Origin of the sequence: Croceicoccus sediminis (assembly GCF_007570835.1) — a bacterium.
In the GTDB taxonomy this organism is placed as follows: domain Bacteria; phylum Pseudomonadota; class Alphaproteobacteria; order Sphingomonadales; family Sphingomonadaceae; genus Croceicoccus; species Croceicoccus sediminis.
The window spans coordinates 1494669-1511411 of the sequence record NZ_SUNC01000001.1 but is presented as its reverse complement, the minus strand read 5'-3'; the positions used below and the strand labels follow the sequence as shown (position 1 = coordinate 1511411).

General features: G+C 64.4%; 14 protein-coding genes, 1 tRNA gene and 1 other RNA gene. 11 read left to right on the top strand and 5 right to left on the bottom strand.

Annotated features, from left to right (window positions below):
- Nucleotides 1-69: 69 nt before the first annotated feature.
- Nucleotides 70-1401 (top strand): sensor histidine kinase, encoded by a 1332-nt coding sequence (locus FAX90_RS07165; protein ID WP_144096900.1) that lies wholly within the window; start codon nt 70-72, stop codon nt 1399-1401.
- A 101-nt stretch (nt 1402-1502) separates the two neighbouring features.
- Complete coding sequence (locus FAX90_RS07160) at nt 1503-1940, top strand: PilZ domain-containing protein (RefSeq protein WP_205700628.1); 438 nt, start codon at nt 1503-1505, stop codon at nt 1938-1940.
- A gap of 27 nt (nt 1941-1967) precedes the next feature.
- Here the strand turns inward: FAX90_RS07160 and FAX90_RS07155 are convergent, their stop codons facing one another.
- Nucleotides 1968-2276 carry a chorismate mutase gene (locus FAX90_RS07155; RefSeq protein WP_144096583.1) on the bottom strand — a complete coding sequence of 103 codons (309 nt, stop codon included), beginning with the start codon at nt 2274-2276 and terminating at the stop codon, nt 1968-1970.
- 137 nt (nt 2277-2413) lie between these two features.
- On the opposite strand from FAX90_RS07155, the gene FAX90_RS07150 reads away from it, so the two are divergent.
- From FAX90_RS07150 to FAX90_RS07140, 3 genes are all read left to right on the top strand, one after another.
- On the top strand, nt 2414-3403 hold the full coding sequence (locus FAX90_RS07150; protein ID WP_420810967.1) for a polyprenyl synthetase family protein: 990 nt from the start codon (nt 2414-2416) through the stop codon (nt 3401-3403).
- Nucleotides 3404-3416: 13 nt separating this feature from the next.
- Nucleotides 3417-5831: an ATP-dependent helicase HrpB gene (hrpB, locus tag FAX90_RS07145; protein WP_144096581.1), complete on the top strand. Its 2415-nt coding sequence runs from the start codon at nt 3417-3419 to the stop codon at nt 5829-5831.
- 95 nt (nt 5832-5926) lie between these two features.
- Entirely contained in the window at nt 5927-6205 is a 279-nt protein-coding gene (locus FAX90_RS07140) for an ETC complex I subunit (protein ID WP_066763236.1), read from the top strand.
- A 14-nt stretch (nt 6206-6219) separates the two neighbouring features.
- Here the strand turns inward: FAX90_RS07140 and FAX90_RS07135 are convergent, their stop codons facing one another.
- On the bottom strand, nt 6220-6753 hold the full coding sequence (locus tag FAX90_RS07135) for a hypothetical protein (protein ID WP_144096580.1): 534 nt from the start codon (nt 6751-6753) through the stop codon (nt 6220-6222).
- 135 nt (nt 6754-6888) lie between these two features.
- Between FAX90_RS07135 and ffs the strand changes: the two genes are divergently transcribed.
- The 5 genes from ffs to FAX90_RS07110 all read left to right on the top strand — a co-directional run bounded on the left by ffs (nt 6889) and on the right by FAX90_RS07110 (nt 12461).
- Nucleotides 6889-6983, top strand: an RNA gene (gene ffs / locus FAX90_RS07130) — signal recognition particle sRNA small type.
- Between the two features lie 148 nt (nt 6984-7131).
- The gene (locus FAX90_RS07125; RefSeq protein ID WP_144096579.1) at nt 7132-8964 is read left to right on the top strand and encodes a DNA polymerase III subunit gamma/tau; all 1833 of its coding nucleotides are present in this window, start codon (nt 7132-7134) and stop codon (nt 8962-8964) included.
- Nucleotides 8965-9019: 55 nt separating this feature from the next.
- Entirely contained in the window at nt 9020-9364 is a 345-nt protein-coding gene (locus FAX90_RS07120; protein WP_144096578.1) for a YbaB/EbfC family nucleoid-associated protein, read from the top strand.
- Between the two features lie 150 nt (nt 9365-9514).
- Nucleotides 9515-11908 carry an endopeptidase La gene (gene lon, locus FAX90_RS07115; protein WP_420810957.1) on the top strand — a complete coding sequence of 798 codons (2394 nt, stop codon included), beginning with the start codon at nt 9515-9517 and terminating at the stop codon, nt 11906-11908.
- A gap of 280 nt (nt 11909-12188) precedes the next feature.
- Nucleotides 12189-12461, top strand: coding sequence for an HU family DNA-binding protein (locus tag FAX90_RS07110; protein ID WP_066763228.1), 273 nt, complete (start codon nt 12189-12191; stop codon nt 12459-12461).
- Between the two features lie 115 nt (nt 12462-12576).
- Here FAX90_RS07110 and FAX90_RS07105 read toward each other — a convergent pair whose 3' ends face one another.
- Both FAX90_RS07105 and rlmB read right to left on the bottom strand, forming a co-directional pair.
- Entirely contained in the window at nt 12577-13404 is an 828-nt protein-coding gene (locus tag FAX90_RS07105; RefSeq protein WP_144096576.1) for a hypothetical protein, read from the bottom strand.
- 26 nt (nt 13405-13430) lie between these two features.
- The gene (gene rlmB / locus FAX90_RS07100; protein ID WP_144096575.1) at nt 13431-14237 is read right to left on the bottom strand and encodes a 23S rRNA (guanosine(2251)-2'-O)-methyltransferase RlmB; all 807 of its coding nucleotides are present in this window, start codon (nt 14235-14237) and stop codon (nt 13431-13433) included.
- A gap of 156 nt (nt 14238-14393) precedes the next feature.
- Here rlmB and FAX90_RS07095 point away from each other — a divergent pair.
- A tRNA-Tyr gene (locus tag FAX90_RS07095) sits at nt 14394-14479 on the top strand.
- Between the two features lie 88 nt (nt 14480-14567).
- Here FAX90_RS07095 and FAX90_RS07090 read toward each other — a convergent pair.
- Complete coding sequence (locus FAX90_RS07090) at nt 14568-16661, bottom strand: PQQ-dependent dehydrogenase, methanol/ethanol family (RefSeq protein ID WP_240704764.1); 2094 nt, start codon at nt 16659-16661, stop codon at nt 14568-14570.
- Nucleotides 16662-16743: the final 82 nt, after the last annotated feature.

The window sequence follows — 16743 nt, the reverse complement described above, 5'->3', positions numbered from 1 at the left end:
GTCGCGCGCCGCCTTGTCCGGCCGGAGCATATCCTGAACGCCGGGCACACCGGTTCGCTGTCGCGGCGCATGATGCTGATCGCGATCGGGTGGATCGTGTTCCTGCTGCTGATCGGCGGCGTCGCGCTGGATCGCACGCTGTCCAGCCTCATCACCCGCAATTTCGACGAACAGCTGGAATACATGCTAACCGCCATGGTCGCCTCGGCCGAAATCGGACCGGACGGAGAGGTGTTCTTCTCCCGCCCCTTGGGCGACCAGCGGTTTCTTGAGCCAAATTCGGGCCTCTACTGGCAGATAACGGGCGAAGGGCACGAGGATTTCCCGTCGCGCTCACTATGGGACCGCTCGCTTGAAATACGGCCCAGCGGGCATCTCGAGCCGATGGTTTTCGACAGCGTCCAGTTCCCCGGCGAACCGCTGCGCGTGATGCAGCGTCCGATCATGCTACCGGGAAGCGACACCACGTGGTGGTTCGTCGTCGCCGCCAGCCGCGAGGAACTCGATGCGCAGATCGCGCGGTTCCGGTCCATCCTGTTCTACAGCTTCATCGTGCTGGCAGGCGGCCTGATCATGATGGCGGCGCTGCAGACTTGGCTCGGCCTTTCGCCGCTGCGCGGGGTGCGCCGCGCGATCCAGCGTATCCGCGTGACGGGCGAAAGCCGCGTTACCGAACCGCTACCGCTGGAAGTGCAACCGATGGTGGAGGAATTGAATGCATTGCTCGCCCATTCGGAGCGTCAGGCAGAAGAAGCCCGCGCCCATGCCGGCAATCTTGCCCATGCGCTGAAAACGCCGCTGACGGTGCTCAACAACGCCGCGGCGGCCCATGCGCCCGATCTCGATCAACTTGTCCAGCGCGAGGCCGCGACGATGCGGCGGCAGGTCGATCACCACCTTGCCCGCGCCCGCGCCGTGGGCCGCCGCGCGACCGGACTTGCCCGCGCCGACGTCAAAGAAGCGGCCGTGGCGGTGGAACGCGCGGTTTCGCGCCTCTACCACCACGTGCGCTTCGATATCGCCGGCGGGACGGAAGGGGAGACGATTGTCGCGATAGAACGGCAGGACCTCGACGAGCTTCTGGGCAACTGCATCGAGAACGCTGCGAAATACGGCGGCGGCAGCGTCTTCGTGACGGTCGATGCCGAACCGGACAACCCGCGCATGTGCGTCGTGTGGATCGAGGATGACGGCCGCGGCATTCCCGAGGCGGAGCGGCAACGCATCTTCGATCGCGGCGCGCGACTCGACACCGGGAAGCCGGGAACCGGCCTGGGCCTGGCCATCGTGCGCGATGTGGTGGAGATCTACGGAGGGACCGTCGCCTTGGGCGAAAGCGAGGATCTGGGCGGTCTTCTTGTCGAACTGCGCCTGCCCCGCGCGATAATTAATGACAAATGACGTGCATGGGGGATTCCTGCACAAATCGTTAACCGTTTACGCGATAGAAAAAGGTGTGAAGAACCGCTAATGTAATGGGGTTGAAAGCAATGGGCATGGCGATGGCGAAGCTTGACGAACAACGTCGCGCTAACCGCGTTTCGGTCCGCCTCGTCACGCATGACGCGGTGGGGGACTATCCCCTGACGCTCATCAACCTCTCCACTTCGGGCATGATGCTGTCCAGCCCGCGCGCCTTGCGCGTTGGCGATACGGTACAGGTCGACCTGCCTCAGATCGGAAACACCGCCGCCGAAGTCATGTGGCACGATGCCGATGAATATGGCTGCCGCTTCTTTGCGCCGATCCCCGCATCGGTGGTCGACGATGCCGCCCGCCGGACCCGGTCAAACATGCCCCATCCGGTAGAGGCGCCGCGCCGCCGCGTCCGCGAAGTCCGCACCGAACGCGACGATACCCGCTCGCTCGTCGTCCTGTGCCTGTTTCTCGCCTTCGTGGTCGTGCTTTTCTACAGCCTTCAGGCGATCCTCGGCAGCTGACCAGCGGCACTGCGCCGCCTGCGAAGCTTACTGTCCGCGCGCCTGTTCGTGGTGGCGGATGACCTCGTCGATGATGAAGCGCAGGAACTTTTCGGAAAATTCCGGGTCCAGATCGGCTTCTTCGGCCAGGTTGCGCAGCCGCGCGATCTGTTTCTTCTCGCGGTCGGGATCGGCGGGCGGCAGTTCGGTCTGCGCCTTGTATTCGCCAACCGCCTTGGTGATGCGGAACCGCTCGGCAAGGATATGCACCAGCGCGGCATCGATGTTGTCGATGCTTTTGCGAAAACTGGCCAGAACCTTGTCCGGCGTATCCTGCTGTTCGTTCGATCCGCTCATGGTGGCAGGCCCCTAGCAAAGCGGGTGGGGGGCAGGCAAAGCAAAATGGCGTGATGGGCGATGGATAGGCCGCAAGGCTCTTGCCATTCCGCGCCGCAACGCCCAAACGGGCGCCCGTGAGTGCGACCGTCCATACGATGCCCCGTAGCGAACCTTCGCTTGAGCCTGTCCTTGCCCTGACGGCGGACGGCATGAACTGCGTGAATCAGATCATCCTCGATCGCATGCAGTCGAAAATCCCGCTGATCCCGGCACTTGCCGGTCACCTGATCGCGGGCGGCGGCAAACGGATGCGCCCGATGCTGACGCTGGCCAGTGCCGCGTTGCTCGAATACGAAGGCTCGCGCCATCACAAGCTCGCCGCGGCGGTGGAGTTCATTCACACCGCGACCCTGCTGCACGACGACGTCGTCGACGGATCGGACATGCGCCGCGGCAAACAGGCCGCGAACATTGTCTTCGGCAACCCGGCCGCGGTTCTGGTCGGCGATTTCCTGTTCAGCCGTTCGTTCGAACTGATGGTCGAGGATGGCAGCCTCAAGGTCCTGAAAATCCTGTCGGGCGCCAGCGCGATCATCGCCGAGGGCGAAGTCGACCAGCTGACCGCCCAGCGCCGCGTTGAAACCAGCGAGGAGCAGTACCTCGACATCGTCGGCGCCAAGACCGCTGCCCTCTTCGCCGCCGCCTGCCGGATCGCCGCGGTCGTCGCCGAGCGCGATCCCGCGATCGAACAGAAGCTGGACGACTATGGCCGCAATCTCGGCATCGCGTTCCAGCTTGTCGACGACGCCATCGACTACGATTCCGAAGTCGGCGAAAGCGGCAAGGACAAGGGTGACGATTTCCGCGATGGCAAGATGACGCTGCCCGTGATCCTGGCCTATGCGCGCGGCAATGCCGAGGAACGCCAGTTCTGGCAGGATGCGATGCAGGGCCGCCGTTCGTCGGACGAAGACCTGGCCCACGCCACCTCGCTGATCGCGAAGCATGGCACGGTGGCCGACACGCGCGAACGGGCCAAGCATTTCGCCAACCGCGCCATCGATTCGATCTCCGGCTTTCCGGCGAACGAGGCGCGCGCCGCGATGATCGAAGCTGCGCAGTTCGCGGTTTCCCGCCGCTTCTGATCCCGGTGGGTCAATGACCCTTCCGGTCGAAGCCGTCCTTCCCGACCTTCTCGCCGCGCTGCAAAGCGGGACCGGCGCTGTCCTGATCGCACCGCCGGGCGCGGGCAAGACCACCGCCGTCGCCCCGGCGCTGATCAGCGAGGACTGGTGCGAAGGACAGATCCTTTTGCTCAGCCCCCGCCGCGTGGCCGCCCGCGCCGCTGCCGAACGCATGGCCGAAATGCTGGGCGAAAAGGCGGGCGATACCGTTGGCTATGCCACCCGCATGGATACGAAAGTCTCGGCCAAGACCCGTATCATTGTCATGACAGAGGCGATTTTCGTGAACCGCATCGTCGCCGATCCCGATCTGCCGGGCGTCAGCGCGGTGCTGTTCGACGAGGCGCATGAACGCCACCTCGACAGCGATCTCGGTCTCGCGCTTGCCATCGAAAGCCGGTCGGTCCTGCGCGAAGACCTGCGCGTTGTGGTAATGAGCGCGACGATCGACGGCGCGCGTTTCTCCCGCCTTCTGGGCGATGACGCGCCGGTGATCGAGAGCGAGGGCAAGGCCTGGCCGCTGCGCATCGAATGGCTCGGCACGAGGGCGGAAAAGCGGATGGACGAGCAAGTCGCCAGCGCGGTCCTGACCGCATGGCGCGAGGAAGAGGGCGACATCCTCGCCTTCCTTCCCGGCTTGGGGGAGATCGAGCGCGTGCGCGAACGGCTGGAGCAACGCCTGCCCGATACGCCGATCCTGCCGCTGCACGGGCAGGTCGAACCGGCGGCGCAGCGACTGGCGATCCGGCGCGATCCCGATGGACGCCGCCGTATCGTGCTGGCCACCGCGATTGCAGAGACGTCGCTGACGCTGGACGGTGTGTCGGTCGTGGTCGATTGCGGGCTCTCCCGCTCTGCCGAATTCGACATTGCCGCCGGCACCAGCCATCTCGTCACCCGCCGCGCCAGCCGCGCCGCTGCCGCCCAGCGTGCAGGCCGCGCGGCGCGCCAGGGGCCGGGCGTCGCCTATCGTCTGTGGGAGGAGGCTGGCCATGCCGGTCGCCCCGAATTCGACACGCCTGAAATCGAGAAAGCCGACCTTGCGCCCCTGACGCTGTCGCTGGCCAAGTGGGGTGAGGCGGACCCGACGCGCCTGCCGTGGCTGGACCCGCCGCCCGCGCCCGCGCTGTCTGGGGCGCGCGACAGGCTGGCGGCGATGGGCGCGCTCGACGATCAGGGGCACATCACCGACTTCGGGGAGAAGCTTTCGCAGCTGCCGATGGACCCGGTCCACGCTGCCATGGTCCTTTTCGGGGCCGAAGCGGCGCAGGCCCGCGATGCCGCGCGCATGGCGCTGCTCTTGCAGGAACGCGGCCTTGGCGGACGGGGCGAGGACTTGTTGCAGCGGCTGTCCCGCATGGAAGGGGAGCGTGGCCGCAGGGCCGATGCGGCGCGGCGGCTGGCCGACGGCTGGGCGAAGCGGGCCGAAAAGCTGGCACCGGGCAAGACGGCTGGCGGCAATCCGGCGCTTTTCCTGGCAAAGGCGAACCCCGGCAACGTGGCGCGCCGCCGCGATGCGAGCGGGGAGAACTGGCTGTCGGCATCGGGACGCGGCTTCACGCTGGACCCGGCATCGCCTCTGGCGCGAGAGGAGTGGCTGGCCATTGGCGACGCGCAAGGTCAGGCCAAGGGCGCGCGAATCACGGCGGCTGCGACCCTGACCGGGGCGGAAATCGAAACGGCATTCGCGGAAAGGATAGAGCGGCGCTCGGTCCTCAACTGGAACGAGGGCGAAGGGCGAGTCGAAGCGCGGCTGCAACGGCGGCTGGACGCGATCACGCTGGCGAGCGGACCCGACCCTAAGCCCGATCCCGATGCGGTTGCGGCGCTCCTGCTGGAAAAGGCTGTCGACCGGCTGGACGCGATCCTGCCCCGGACACTTATCGCCCGCGCGGGCCATGTCGGGATCGCCGAACTTTCGTCCGATACTCTGGCTCAAAGTGCGGAAGAATGGCTGCTGCCGCTTTTGCACGGGCGGCGCGATCTGGATCTGCCGAAAGGTCCGCTCACCGATGCGCTGCTGGCGCGGATCGACTGGAACACGCGGCAAAGGCTCGACACGCTGGCCCCGAAAGAGTTCGAAAGCCCGGCCGGTACGCGCCACGCGATCGATTATGGCGGAGAGAACGCGCCCTCGGTGGAGGTGCGGGTGCAGGCGCTGTTCGGGCTGGATAACCATCCGATGATCGGAAAAACACCGCTCCTCCTCAACCTCACCAGTCCCGCGGGCCGCCCGATACAGGCGACGCGCGACTTGCCGGGGTTCTGGCGCGGCAGCTGGGCCGACGTGGCAAAGGACATGAAGGGCCGCTATCCCAAGCATCGCTGGCCCGACCGTCCGTGGGAGGAAAAGCCCAGTCTGAAGACCAAGAATGCCTTCAACCGCTGATTTCGCCCCAAACGCTGATTTCGCCCACCTCCCTGCTTGAGCCGGGCAAGCGAATCGCATATCGGTCGCCGGACAGTCGACCCAGAAGGAACGTCATGCCCGCTCGCATCTATCAGCGCCCGAAGAACGCCATGCAGTCCGGCCGTGCACGGACCGGCGAATGGGTGCTCGACTTCGTTCCGGCAGAGGCGAAGAAGCCCGACCCCCTGATGGGATGGGCCGGGTCTGGCGATACGCAGCAGCAGGTGCAGCTCAAATTCCCCGACTGCGACGCGGCCGTCGCCTATGCCGAAAAGTACGGGATCGAGGCGCACGTGGTGCCGACGCCGCCGCGCCGCCTGAAGATTCAGGCCTACGCCGACAACTTCCGCTAAACGCGGCTCTCAATTCAGCTGAAAGACGCCGGTTCCTGATCGAGCCGGCCGATGGGCCCTGAGCGCCAGGTGATCTTGCCCTCTTCGAATGCGGCGCGGCAATCGCTGGCATCGCGGCCGATGTCTTCAGCGATCAGCGGCGTGAATGTCATGCCCTGACCTTCGAAACGCATATCGTCGCATTCACCGTCGCGCGAAAAATCGCCCGAATCGTCACCCCACACGATCTCCGCTTTGCCCGACAGGCGCATGAACATGGGGCTTAGCGTGATTCGATTCGCCTCGAACGCGGCGCGGCAATCGCTGGCATCGTGATAGAGATCTTCGGCCAGAAGCGGCGTCTGCGTCATGCCTTCGCCATCGAAGCGCAGGTCGTCGCACTCTCCATCACGGGCGTATTCGCCCGAGTCGTCCCCGAAATCGATGCCCTCGAAACTGCTGACGAGCATGGACAGTTCGCTCTCCGGCGCGGCCATGACGGGCGCGGGCAGGGCCAGCGACAGGATCGCGGCGGCGGCAATCGGCGCGGTAAAGAGGCGAGTACGCATTGGCGAATTAACCTTTCTGTCCATGACATCCAGATACCACGCACCGAAACCAGCCCCAATCGAGGTAACCATATCCCCTGGATTCTGTTCCGATCTTGGACTTGCGTTCGCCGGTGAAGATCGCCATATCGCGCACCGGGAGTCGGGTGGACGTTCGCGTCCGCCAACCTGGTCAGGTCCGGAAGGAAGCAGCCATAACGGATGGCAGCGGGTCGCCCGGCTCCTTTTTCATCACATCGCGTGGCACGTCCGAACCCGCACTTTCGCGGCGTAAAGCCCGTGTTCCGTCGCCAGTTGCCAAACCTTTCACAGTTTTCGGCGGATTGAGAGCACCTGACGGTTCGACAGCGGCGAGATGCGTGCCTAGATTGGCTGGCAATGTCCGATTCACCCGACATTTTCGGCTCGCAAGAGCCTGATGACGAAGACGCGAAGCCCAGCGCGGCGGAGCTGGAGGCGGCTGGCCAGAACGCGTTGTTCGGCGATCCGGCACCATCGGCCCCGGTTGCGGCTGCGCCCGAGGCCGCGCCTGTTCGAACGGCACCCGTCGCGGCACCCGCCCCGGCGGCGCAGCCCTATCGCGTGCTGGCGCGCAAGTACCGCCCGCAAACGTTCGACCAGCTGATCGGGCAGGACGCGATGGTCCAGACGCTGGCCAACGCGATCAAGCGCGACCGGCTGGCCCATGCGTTCCTGATGACCGGCGTGCGCGGGGTCGGCAAGACGTCGACGGCGCGGCTTATCGCCAAGGCGCTGAACTGCATCGGCCCCGACGGGCAGGGCGGTCCGACGATCGATCCGTGCGGTGTGTGCGAACCGTGCCGCGCCATTGCCGAGGGTCGCCACATCGACGTGATCGAGATGGACGCGGCCAGCCATACTGGCGTCGATGACGTGCGCGAGATCATCGAGGCCGTGCGCTATGCCGCGGTGTCCGCGCGCTACAAGATCTACATCATCGACGAAGTTCACATGCTCTCGCGCAATGCGTTCAACGCGCTGCTCAAGACGCTTGAGGAACCGCCTGCCCACGTGAAGTTCCTGTTCGCGACGACCGAGGTGGACAAGCTCCCGGTCACGGTCCTCTCGCGCTGTCAGCGTTTCGACTTGCGCCGCATCACCGCGCCGATGTTGAAGGACCACTTTGCCAAGGTCTGCGCCGCAGAAGGCGTGACGGCGGAGGACGAGGCGCTGGCCATGGTGGCCTCGGCCGCAGAAGGATCGGTGCGCGACGGTCTTTCCATCCTCGACCAGGCCATCGCCCATGCCGACATGGCGAGCGAGGGCGAAGGCACGCACGTCACCGCCGAACAGGTCCGCGACATGCTGGGCCTTGCCGACAAGGGCGTGCAGCGGCGCCTGCTTTCGGCCATGCTCACGGGCAACGGGCCGGAAATGCTCGACGTGCTGGACCGGCAATATGCGCTGGGCGTCGAACCCATCGCGGTCATGCGCGGGCAGATGGACCTTGTTCACCGCATTGCCCTGGCCCAACTGGGTCAAAGAGACGGCAAGGGCGGAGAGGCCGACGGGCCGAGCGCGGAGGAACGCGAAGAACTGACCGGATGGGCACAGAAACTGGGCCCGGCGCAGGTCCACCGCATGTGGCAGCTGCTCCTGAAGGGACACGAGGAAGTGCGCGGCGCGCCCGAACCGATCGTGGCCGCGCAGATGGCGCTGCTGCGCGTGCTTCACGCCGCCGACATGCCCGATCCCGGCTCCTTGCTGCGCAAGCTGGACGAGATCGCCGCCAATCCGGCGGTCGCGGCCCCCGCTCCCGCCACCGGCGATGCACCGCAGGGCGATGCGGCACCCGCCGCCCAGGTCCGCGCCGGACCCGCTCCCGACTGGGACCGACTGATCGCGCAAGTCGAGGCAGCCGGACGCCTGCAGGTCGGCCAGATCATGACCGACTGGATTCGTGTCGTGGACCTTGCGCCGGGGCGCCTGACTTACCAACTCGCATCCGGCTTCAACGATGATCCGGCCGCCGACCTTCGCGACGCGCTTTACCGCGCGACGGGCGAACGCTGGCAGGTCGAACGGGCTGCTCCCGACCAGGAAGGCACGCCCACCATCACCGAACGCCGCAAGGTCGAGGCAGAGGCAGAAGCGGACATCGTCCGCAACTCGCCGATGGTGAAGGCCGCGATGGACAATTTTCCCGACGCCCGGCTGCTCGAGCATGAGCGCGACCAGCGTCGGGCCTGATGCTGGCCGCGTTCTCTTTGCCGGGGGCGCGGGCGGCTAGGAAAGGATACGTACGATGAAATCGATGGAAGAGATGCTTCAGGCCGCGCAGCAGGCGGCCGAAACGATTCAGAAGCAGATGAACGATGCGCAGGCCACTCTCGACGCGATCGAGGTCGAAGGCCAGTCGGGCGGCGGCATGGTCAAGATCCGTTGCACCGCCAAGGGCCGCATCCTGGGCGTTTCGATCGACGACAGCCTGATGGTGCCGTCCGAAAAGCAGATGCTCGAAGACCTCATCACCGCGGCCTTCAACGACGCGCGCCAGCGTGCTGACCAGCGAGCAGGCGAGGAAATGGCCAAGGTTCAGCAGAATTCGGGACTTCCCCCCGGTTTCGATCTTTCCAAGCTGGGCCTCTGATCGCAGCCCACTGATAACGCCCATGCCATCTTGCTTGTCGCCGCGCGGAAAGCCCCCATATCGGAGGCAACGGCGCGACCACGGCACGACCGGTTCGCGCAGGCCGTCCTATGATGGATGGCAGGCGATCGTATTTTTCGGACGGACATTATGTCGATGAATGAATTCCCCCTGCTGCCCCTGCGCGACATCGTCGTGTTTCCGGGCATGGTCGTTCCCCTCTTCGTGGGACGCGACAAATCGGTGGCCGCGCTTGAAGCGGCGATGGCGGGCGACAAGGACATCATGCTCGTGTCGCAGCTCGATCCCGGTTGCGACGATCCGGGCGCGGACGAAATGTATGATGTCGGCGTCGTGGCCAGCGTGCTGCAACTGCTGAAGCTTCCCGATGGCACCGTCCGCGTGCTGGTCGAAGGGCAGCAGCGCGCGCGCATGTCCGAACTGGACGACAACACGACGATGCTGACGGCCAAGGTCGAGCTGCTGGACGAAATCACCGCCAGCGGGACCGAGGTATCGGCCCTGATGCGGCAGGTGCTGGAACAGTTCAACGACTATGCGAAGCTGAACAAGAAGCTGTCGGGCGACGCCGGCGAACAGCTGGGCGAGATCGACGATGCGTCGCGCCTTGCAGATGCCGTTGCCTCCAACATCGCGGCCAAGGTTTCGGACAAGCAGGCAATGCTGACCGAACGTGATCCGGTGAAGCGGCTGGAAATGGCGCTTTCCTTCATGGAAGGCGAACTGGGCGTGCTGCAGGTGGAACGCCGCATCCGCGGGCGCGTGAAGCGCCAGATGGAAAAGACGCAGCGCGAATATTACCTCAACGAACAGTTGAAGGCGATCCAGTCGGAACTGGGCGGCGGCGAAGACGGCGGTGACGAAATCGCCGAACTGGCCGCCAAGATCGAAGGTACGAAGCTTTCCAAGGAAGCGCGCGCCAAGGCCGACGCCGAACTGAAGAAGCTGAAGGCGATGCAGCCGATGTCGGCCGAAGCGACCGTCATCCGCAATTACCTCGACGTTCTGCTCGGCCTGCCCTGGGGCAAGAAGAGCCGCCTGAAGAAGGACATCGGCAAGGCGCAGGAAGTGCTCGATGCCGATCACTACGCGCTCGACAAGGTCAAGGACCGCATCGTCGAATACCTCGCGGTGCAGGCCCGCACGAAGAAGCTGAAAGGCCCGATCCTGTGCCTCGTCGGCCCTCCGGGCGTCGGCAAGACCTCGCTGGGTCAGTCGATCGCAAGGGCGACGGGCCGCGAATTCGTGCGCCAGTCATTGGGCGGCGTGCGTGACGAGGCCGAGATCCGCGGTCACCGCCGCACCTACATCGGCTCGCTGCCGGGCAAGATCGTGTCCAACCTGAAAAAGGCAGGCACGAACAACCCGCTGTTCCTGTTGGACGAGATCGACAAGCTCGGTCAGGATTTCCGCGGCGATCCGGCTTCGGCCCTGCTTGAAGTGCTCGATCCCGAACAAAACGCGAAGTTTCAGGATCACTACCTGGAAATCGACTACGACCTGTCGGACATCATGTTCGTGTGCACGGCGAACTCGTTGAACCTGCCGCAGCCGCTGCTGGACCGCATGGAGATCATCCGCCTCGAAGGTTACACCGAGGACGAGAAGGTCGAAATCGCGCAGCGTCACCTGGTCGACAAGCAGGTCGAACTGCACGGGCTGAAGAAGGGCGAGTTCGAACTGACCGAACCTGCGCTTCGCGACCTGATCCGCTATTACACCCGCGAAGCCGGCGTCCGCACGCTGGAGCGTGAAATCGCGCGCCTGGCCCGCAAGTCGCTGCGCAAGATTCTTGAGGGTGAGGTGAAGACCGTTGCCATTACGCCGGAAAACCTCGGCGACTTTGCAGGGGTCCGCAAATTCCGCCACGGCGTCTCGGACGAAGAGAACCAGGTCGGTGCGGTGACTGGCCTTGCCTGGACCGAAGTGGGCGGCGAACTGCTGACCATTGAAAGCGTGACCGTGCCCGGCAAGGGTCAGGTCCGCACGACGGGCAAGCTGGGCGAAGTCATGAATGAGAGCGTGCAGGCCGCGTTCTCCTTCGTGAAGGCTCGCGCGCCAGCCTATGGCATCAAGCCGTCGATCTTCCACCGCAAGGACATCCACATCCACTTGCCCGAAGGCGCCGTGCCCAAGGATGGGCCCAGCGCGGGTATTGGCATGGTCACCTCCATCGTCTCGTCGCTGTCCGGCATTCCGGTCCGCGCCGATACCGCGATGACGGGCGAGGTCACGCTGCGTGGCCGTGTCCTGGCCATCGGCGGGCTGAAGGAAAAGCTGCTCGCCGCGCTTCGTGGCGGCATCACGACGGTGCTGATCCCGGAAGAGAACGAGAAAGACCTCGTCGAGATTCCGGCCAACATCAAGGAGCGTCTGGACATCATTCCCGTCAGCCACGTGGACGAAGTTTTGTCGCGCGCGTTGTCCGAACCGCTGCACCCGATCGAGTGGAGCGAGCAAGACGATATCGCAAGCCAGCCCGGTCCGGTTCACGGTGGTGGAGTCGCTCCGACCGCGCACTGATTCACGTGTTGCACTTGCGACCAAGGCGGTTGCAAGTGCAACAAAAGACATGTTGCATTGCAGCATTTCGGTCGATGTCGAGGAAGATGCCCGCCGTTAACTTCAATTCATCGAAAAAAGCGCGGAATTTACCCGTTTTGGGGCCGATTTGGCTTTGACAGAAATGTAAAAAGCCGCTCCATTCCCGCGCATTCGCTCACCGCGATCGGCGTGCGGAGATTCACTCTGCGACCGCCTCCCACGAATTTTTACAAAAGAACCAAAAGGGGGTTTTTACCAAATGAACAAGAACGAACTCATCGGAACCGTCGCCGAAACCAGCGGCCTTTCGCGCAACGACGCGACCAAGGCTGTCGAAGGCGTGTTCGATGCCATTACCGCCGCCCTCGCCAAGGGTGACGAAGTCCGCCTCGTCGGCTTCGGCACGTTCTCTGTCGCGAAGCGCAAGGCATCGACCGGTCGCAACCCGCGCACCGGCGAACCGATGACGATCAAGGCCTCCACCCAGCCGAAGTTCAAGGCCGGCAAGGGCCTCAAGGACGCCGTCAACTAAGACGCGTCTGCATACCCCCGCATACGGGGTCGCAAATAGAAATCGCCGCGCGGGATCGTCTCCCGCGCGGCTTTTTCTTTCGATCTCGCCATTGACGTCGGCCGAGGGTGTGACCTCAGTCGAGAGCGATCAGCGCCATCGGTGCGACCTTGCTGGCCGTGTTCACGTCCCAGCTCAGCACTTGCATGCCGCCTTCTTCGGACGGGCCTTCATCGGTGTTGTTGGCAAGGATGCGGCCATCGGTCCGGATGGTGAAGGTGCCGTCGGGCAGGACGGCCTTGGGCGCGTCGACACCGGCCTGCTTCGACGCCATGCCCATCATCATCGCCATGCCCGGATCTGCCATCGAATCGTTGCCGCCGAAGCCTGGCGCCTCGATCCGCACGCTGCCATCGCCGCGCGGGACGGCAACGACGAAGGGCGACATCGTCGGCATCTTTTCGACCAGCGGAAAGACGAAGCTGTGCGTCATCCGCCCGCTGACCGCGAAATCGACGTCATAGACGCCGTTGCCGACGTGCGTAACACTGCGGAAACCGGCCTGCTTCGACAGCGAATCGGCCAGCTTCTGTGCGCTCTCCGGGTCGGACGGGTCCAGCCCGCCCATCATCTGGACGAACTGTTCCTTCTCGGCCTTGTCCTTGGCCTGCTCGGCTTCCCATTCCGACCGCTGCTCGGCAGTTTCCTGGGCCGTGCATTCGGTTTGCTCGAAATCGTCGTCGAAGCACTCGGCCTTGAATTCGTCGACCGTGCCCATCCGCGCCAGGTCCGACAGGCCCATCGCCGCGATTTCGCCGTCATAGGTAAAGGTGAAGACCCCGCCCTTCGCCAGCGTCATTTCCGACGTAAAGGCACCCGGCGTCAGCAGGCAGCCCGAAAGAAGCAGTGACGATGCCGCGACGCCCGCCGCAGCCAAGCTGCGCGGGTTCACAAATTTTCCCATTCAACCCTCCTGTCTGTCCCGCCTTCTTACTGGCCGCGGGTTGCACAGGCGTAAAGGGCGATTGCCGCCGCGTTCGAGACATTGAGGCTTTCGACGGCGGTTTCGATGGGAAGGCGTGCGATCTGGTCGCAATGCTGACCGACCTGATAGCGCAGGCCGTCGCCTTCCGCGCCCAGCACGAAGGCGACGGGGCCAACGGGCAGGGCCTCTGCCAAAGTGACTTCGCCGTCACCGTCAAGGCCGATGCGCCAGTATCCCGCCTCGGCGATCTCCTCCAGCGCGCGGGACAGGTTCACGACGCGAATCCACGGCAGTGTTTCCAGCGCGCCCGATGCCGACTTTGCCAGGACGCCCGATTCGGGCGGGGCATGCCGGTCCTGCGTCACGATGCAGGCGGCGCCGAACGCAGCGGCAGAGCGCATGATCGCGCCGACGTTGTGCGGATCGGTCACGTGGTCAAGGACGACGATCGGCGCTTCGGGCCGGGGGGCGTCCAGATCGGCGAGCAACAGTTCGGGTAGAGGCTCGCATTCGATCACGATGTTCTGGTGCGGCGCATCGCGCGACACGAGCCGGGCCAGGTCAGGCGCATCGGCATATTCGACGCGGGCGTCCGCAGGAATCTCGAACTCACCGGCGTCGACCAGTTCTTCAAGCAGTTCGCGAACGGCCCAGATTCGCTTTACCTCGCGGTCGGGGTTGTTGAGCGCAGCCGTGACGGCATGCTTTCCCCACAGCCGCACGGCACCCTTGGTCGCCCGGCCGCTACCGCGTCCGCCCTGCATGCGACCCGCGCGTCCGCGCAGTGCACGTTCCTTGCCCTTCTTTGCCATCGTATCGTTCGCCTTTTTAAATCTTTGCGCGCCTGTAGCGACCAGCCCCATTGACAGGCAAGCGCGGCTTCGCCAAATGGGCGCCTCTCGGCCGGACGGCACCTTCGGGTTCCGTCGAACAAAGCGGGGTATCACCCCAATTTGCGGCACCGGTGTGGACAGGTGGCCGAGTGGTTAAAGGCAGCAGACTGTAAATCTGCCCGCGCAAGCGTACGTTGGTTCGAATCCAGCCCTGTCCACCACCGCCGCCCTTCAAAAATGATGCGGAAACAACTGTTCACGCCGCGCGAATCGCTCGCACGGCGTGAATTTGACGTCAGCGCTTGGGTTTCAGGAGCCTTTGCGCCTCGCCGCTTCGCTGCTGACGTAGGCGCGAATCGATTCGGCATCTTCGGTGCTCAGCCGCTGCTTGAAGCTGACCATGCCGCGTTGTTGCAGCAATCCGCCGATTACGATCTCATGCCACAGGTCGGCATCGGACAAAGCTGCGGAGCGCTTCAGGTCGGGCACGATACCCGCCGAAAGCGTTCCCATGCCGTGGCACGAAGCGCAATGTGCGGCGAAGTTACCCTTGCCCGATGCGATCTGCTCGGCGCTGAAGTTCGCGCTGTCGGGGTTGAGCGGGGCAAGTCCGGTCGGTTTTTCGGGTAGTGCCGCCGTGCCGTCCAAGGTGAAAGCGAGTATCCGCCCGTTGAGCGCTGGCTTGGGCCCATCGAACTGCGGCAGGGTGAGCGGAAAGCCGCCTCCGTTGCCGGCGAGGACCGCGATATACTGCTTTCCGTTCAGGGTGTAGCTGACCGGCCCGCCAAGGATCGCCGACTGCGCGTCGAACTTCCATAACTCGGACCCGTCCTTGCTGTCGTAGGCACGGAACGTTCCGTCAGCGAGACCCTGGAATACCAGCCCGCCAGCGGTCGAGAGTGCGCCGCCGTTCCACGGTGCACCGTGAGGAACGCGCCATACTTCCTTCTGCGCGATCGGATCCCACGCCAGCAAAGACCCCTGAAGCGCTTCTTTCATCGCTGCGATGTCTGCCGGCGTTTCGGGAAGCGGTGTGGAGAGCATGTCGACGCCGAGGTTCCACGTGCCCGGCGTATATTTGAACTTGCGGTCCTTCACGTAGAGGAAGGGAACCTGCTGCGCCGGGATGTACATCACGCGCTTTTCGGGATCCCACGACATCGGGTGCCAGTTGTGCGCGCCGCTACCGCCGATCGTCGCGAGGAACGGTGCGTCTTCATACCGCGCCCCTTCGGCTTCCACCGGCCTGCCGGTCTTCATGTCGACGCGGTCGGCCCAGTTCGCGTTCGCGAACTTCTCTGCGCTGAGGAGCGTGCCGTCTGTCCGGTCGATGATGTAGAAGAAACCGTTCTTCGGTGCGTGGAGAATGACCTGGCGCGGCTTGCCCTCCCATTCGATCGTGTCGAGTACGATCTGCTGCGTCGCGGTGAAGTCCCAGTTTTCCGCGGGCACTTCCTGATAATGCCAGATGTATTTGCCGGTTTTCGCGTCGAGCGCGATGATCGATGACAGGAACAGGTTGTCGCCCTTGCCCTCCGACCGGGTCGCGTGCGTCCACGGGCTGCCGTTGCCGGTCCCGATATAGATCCGGTCGAGATCCTCGTCGTAGACGATCGAATCCCAGACCGTACCGCCGCCGCCATATTCGTAATAGGCGTCGCCGGACCACGTTTTTCGCGCCAGTTTCTCGATAATCTCGTCGGAGGCTGCCCCGTCCTTCACTTTCGGATCGCCCGGTACGGTGTAGAAGCGCCATGCCAGCTTGCCGGTTTCCTGGTCGTAGGCCGAAACATATCCGCGCACGCCCAGTTCCGCGCCGCCATTGCCGATGTAGACCAGCCCTGCCGCAGCACGCGGCGCCCCGGTTACCGTGTAGTCCTTGTCCGCATCGACCGTCATCGTCGTCCAGATCGGCTCGCCCGACTTGGCATCGAGCGCGATCAGGCGACCGTCCAGTGTAGAGATGTAAAGCTTCCCCGCTGCGAAGGCCGGACCGCGGTTCACAACGTCGCAGCAGGCGCGGATGGCGACTTCGCCCGGAACCTCCGGGTCGAAGGTCCACAATTCCTCACCCGTCGCGGCATCGACCGCGACCGCCATGCTCCACGCGGTGGTAGTGTAGAGCACGCCGTCCACGATCAGCGGCGTGGCTTCCTGCCCGCGGCTGGTCGACAGATCGTGGAACCATGCCAATTTCAGGCCGCCCACATTCTCGGCAGAAATCTGGGTGCCCGCTGCATAGCGCTGTTCGGCATAATTGCCGCCATGTGTGGGCCAGCCGTCGTCCGGATCCGAAGCAGCGTCGGATGTCGAACAACCGGCCAGCAGCAAGGCACCCAATCCGGCGCAAATTCCCGTGGGCACGATCCTGCCTGCACGGCGCAAATAGGCCTTCAGCATCATTCAACCTCTCTCGACGCTGCGTCAAAACGCAATCTCGTTCTCATTTTAAGTGAGTTGCCCTTGAAAGCAAGGGATATCTGGG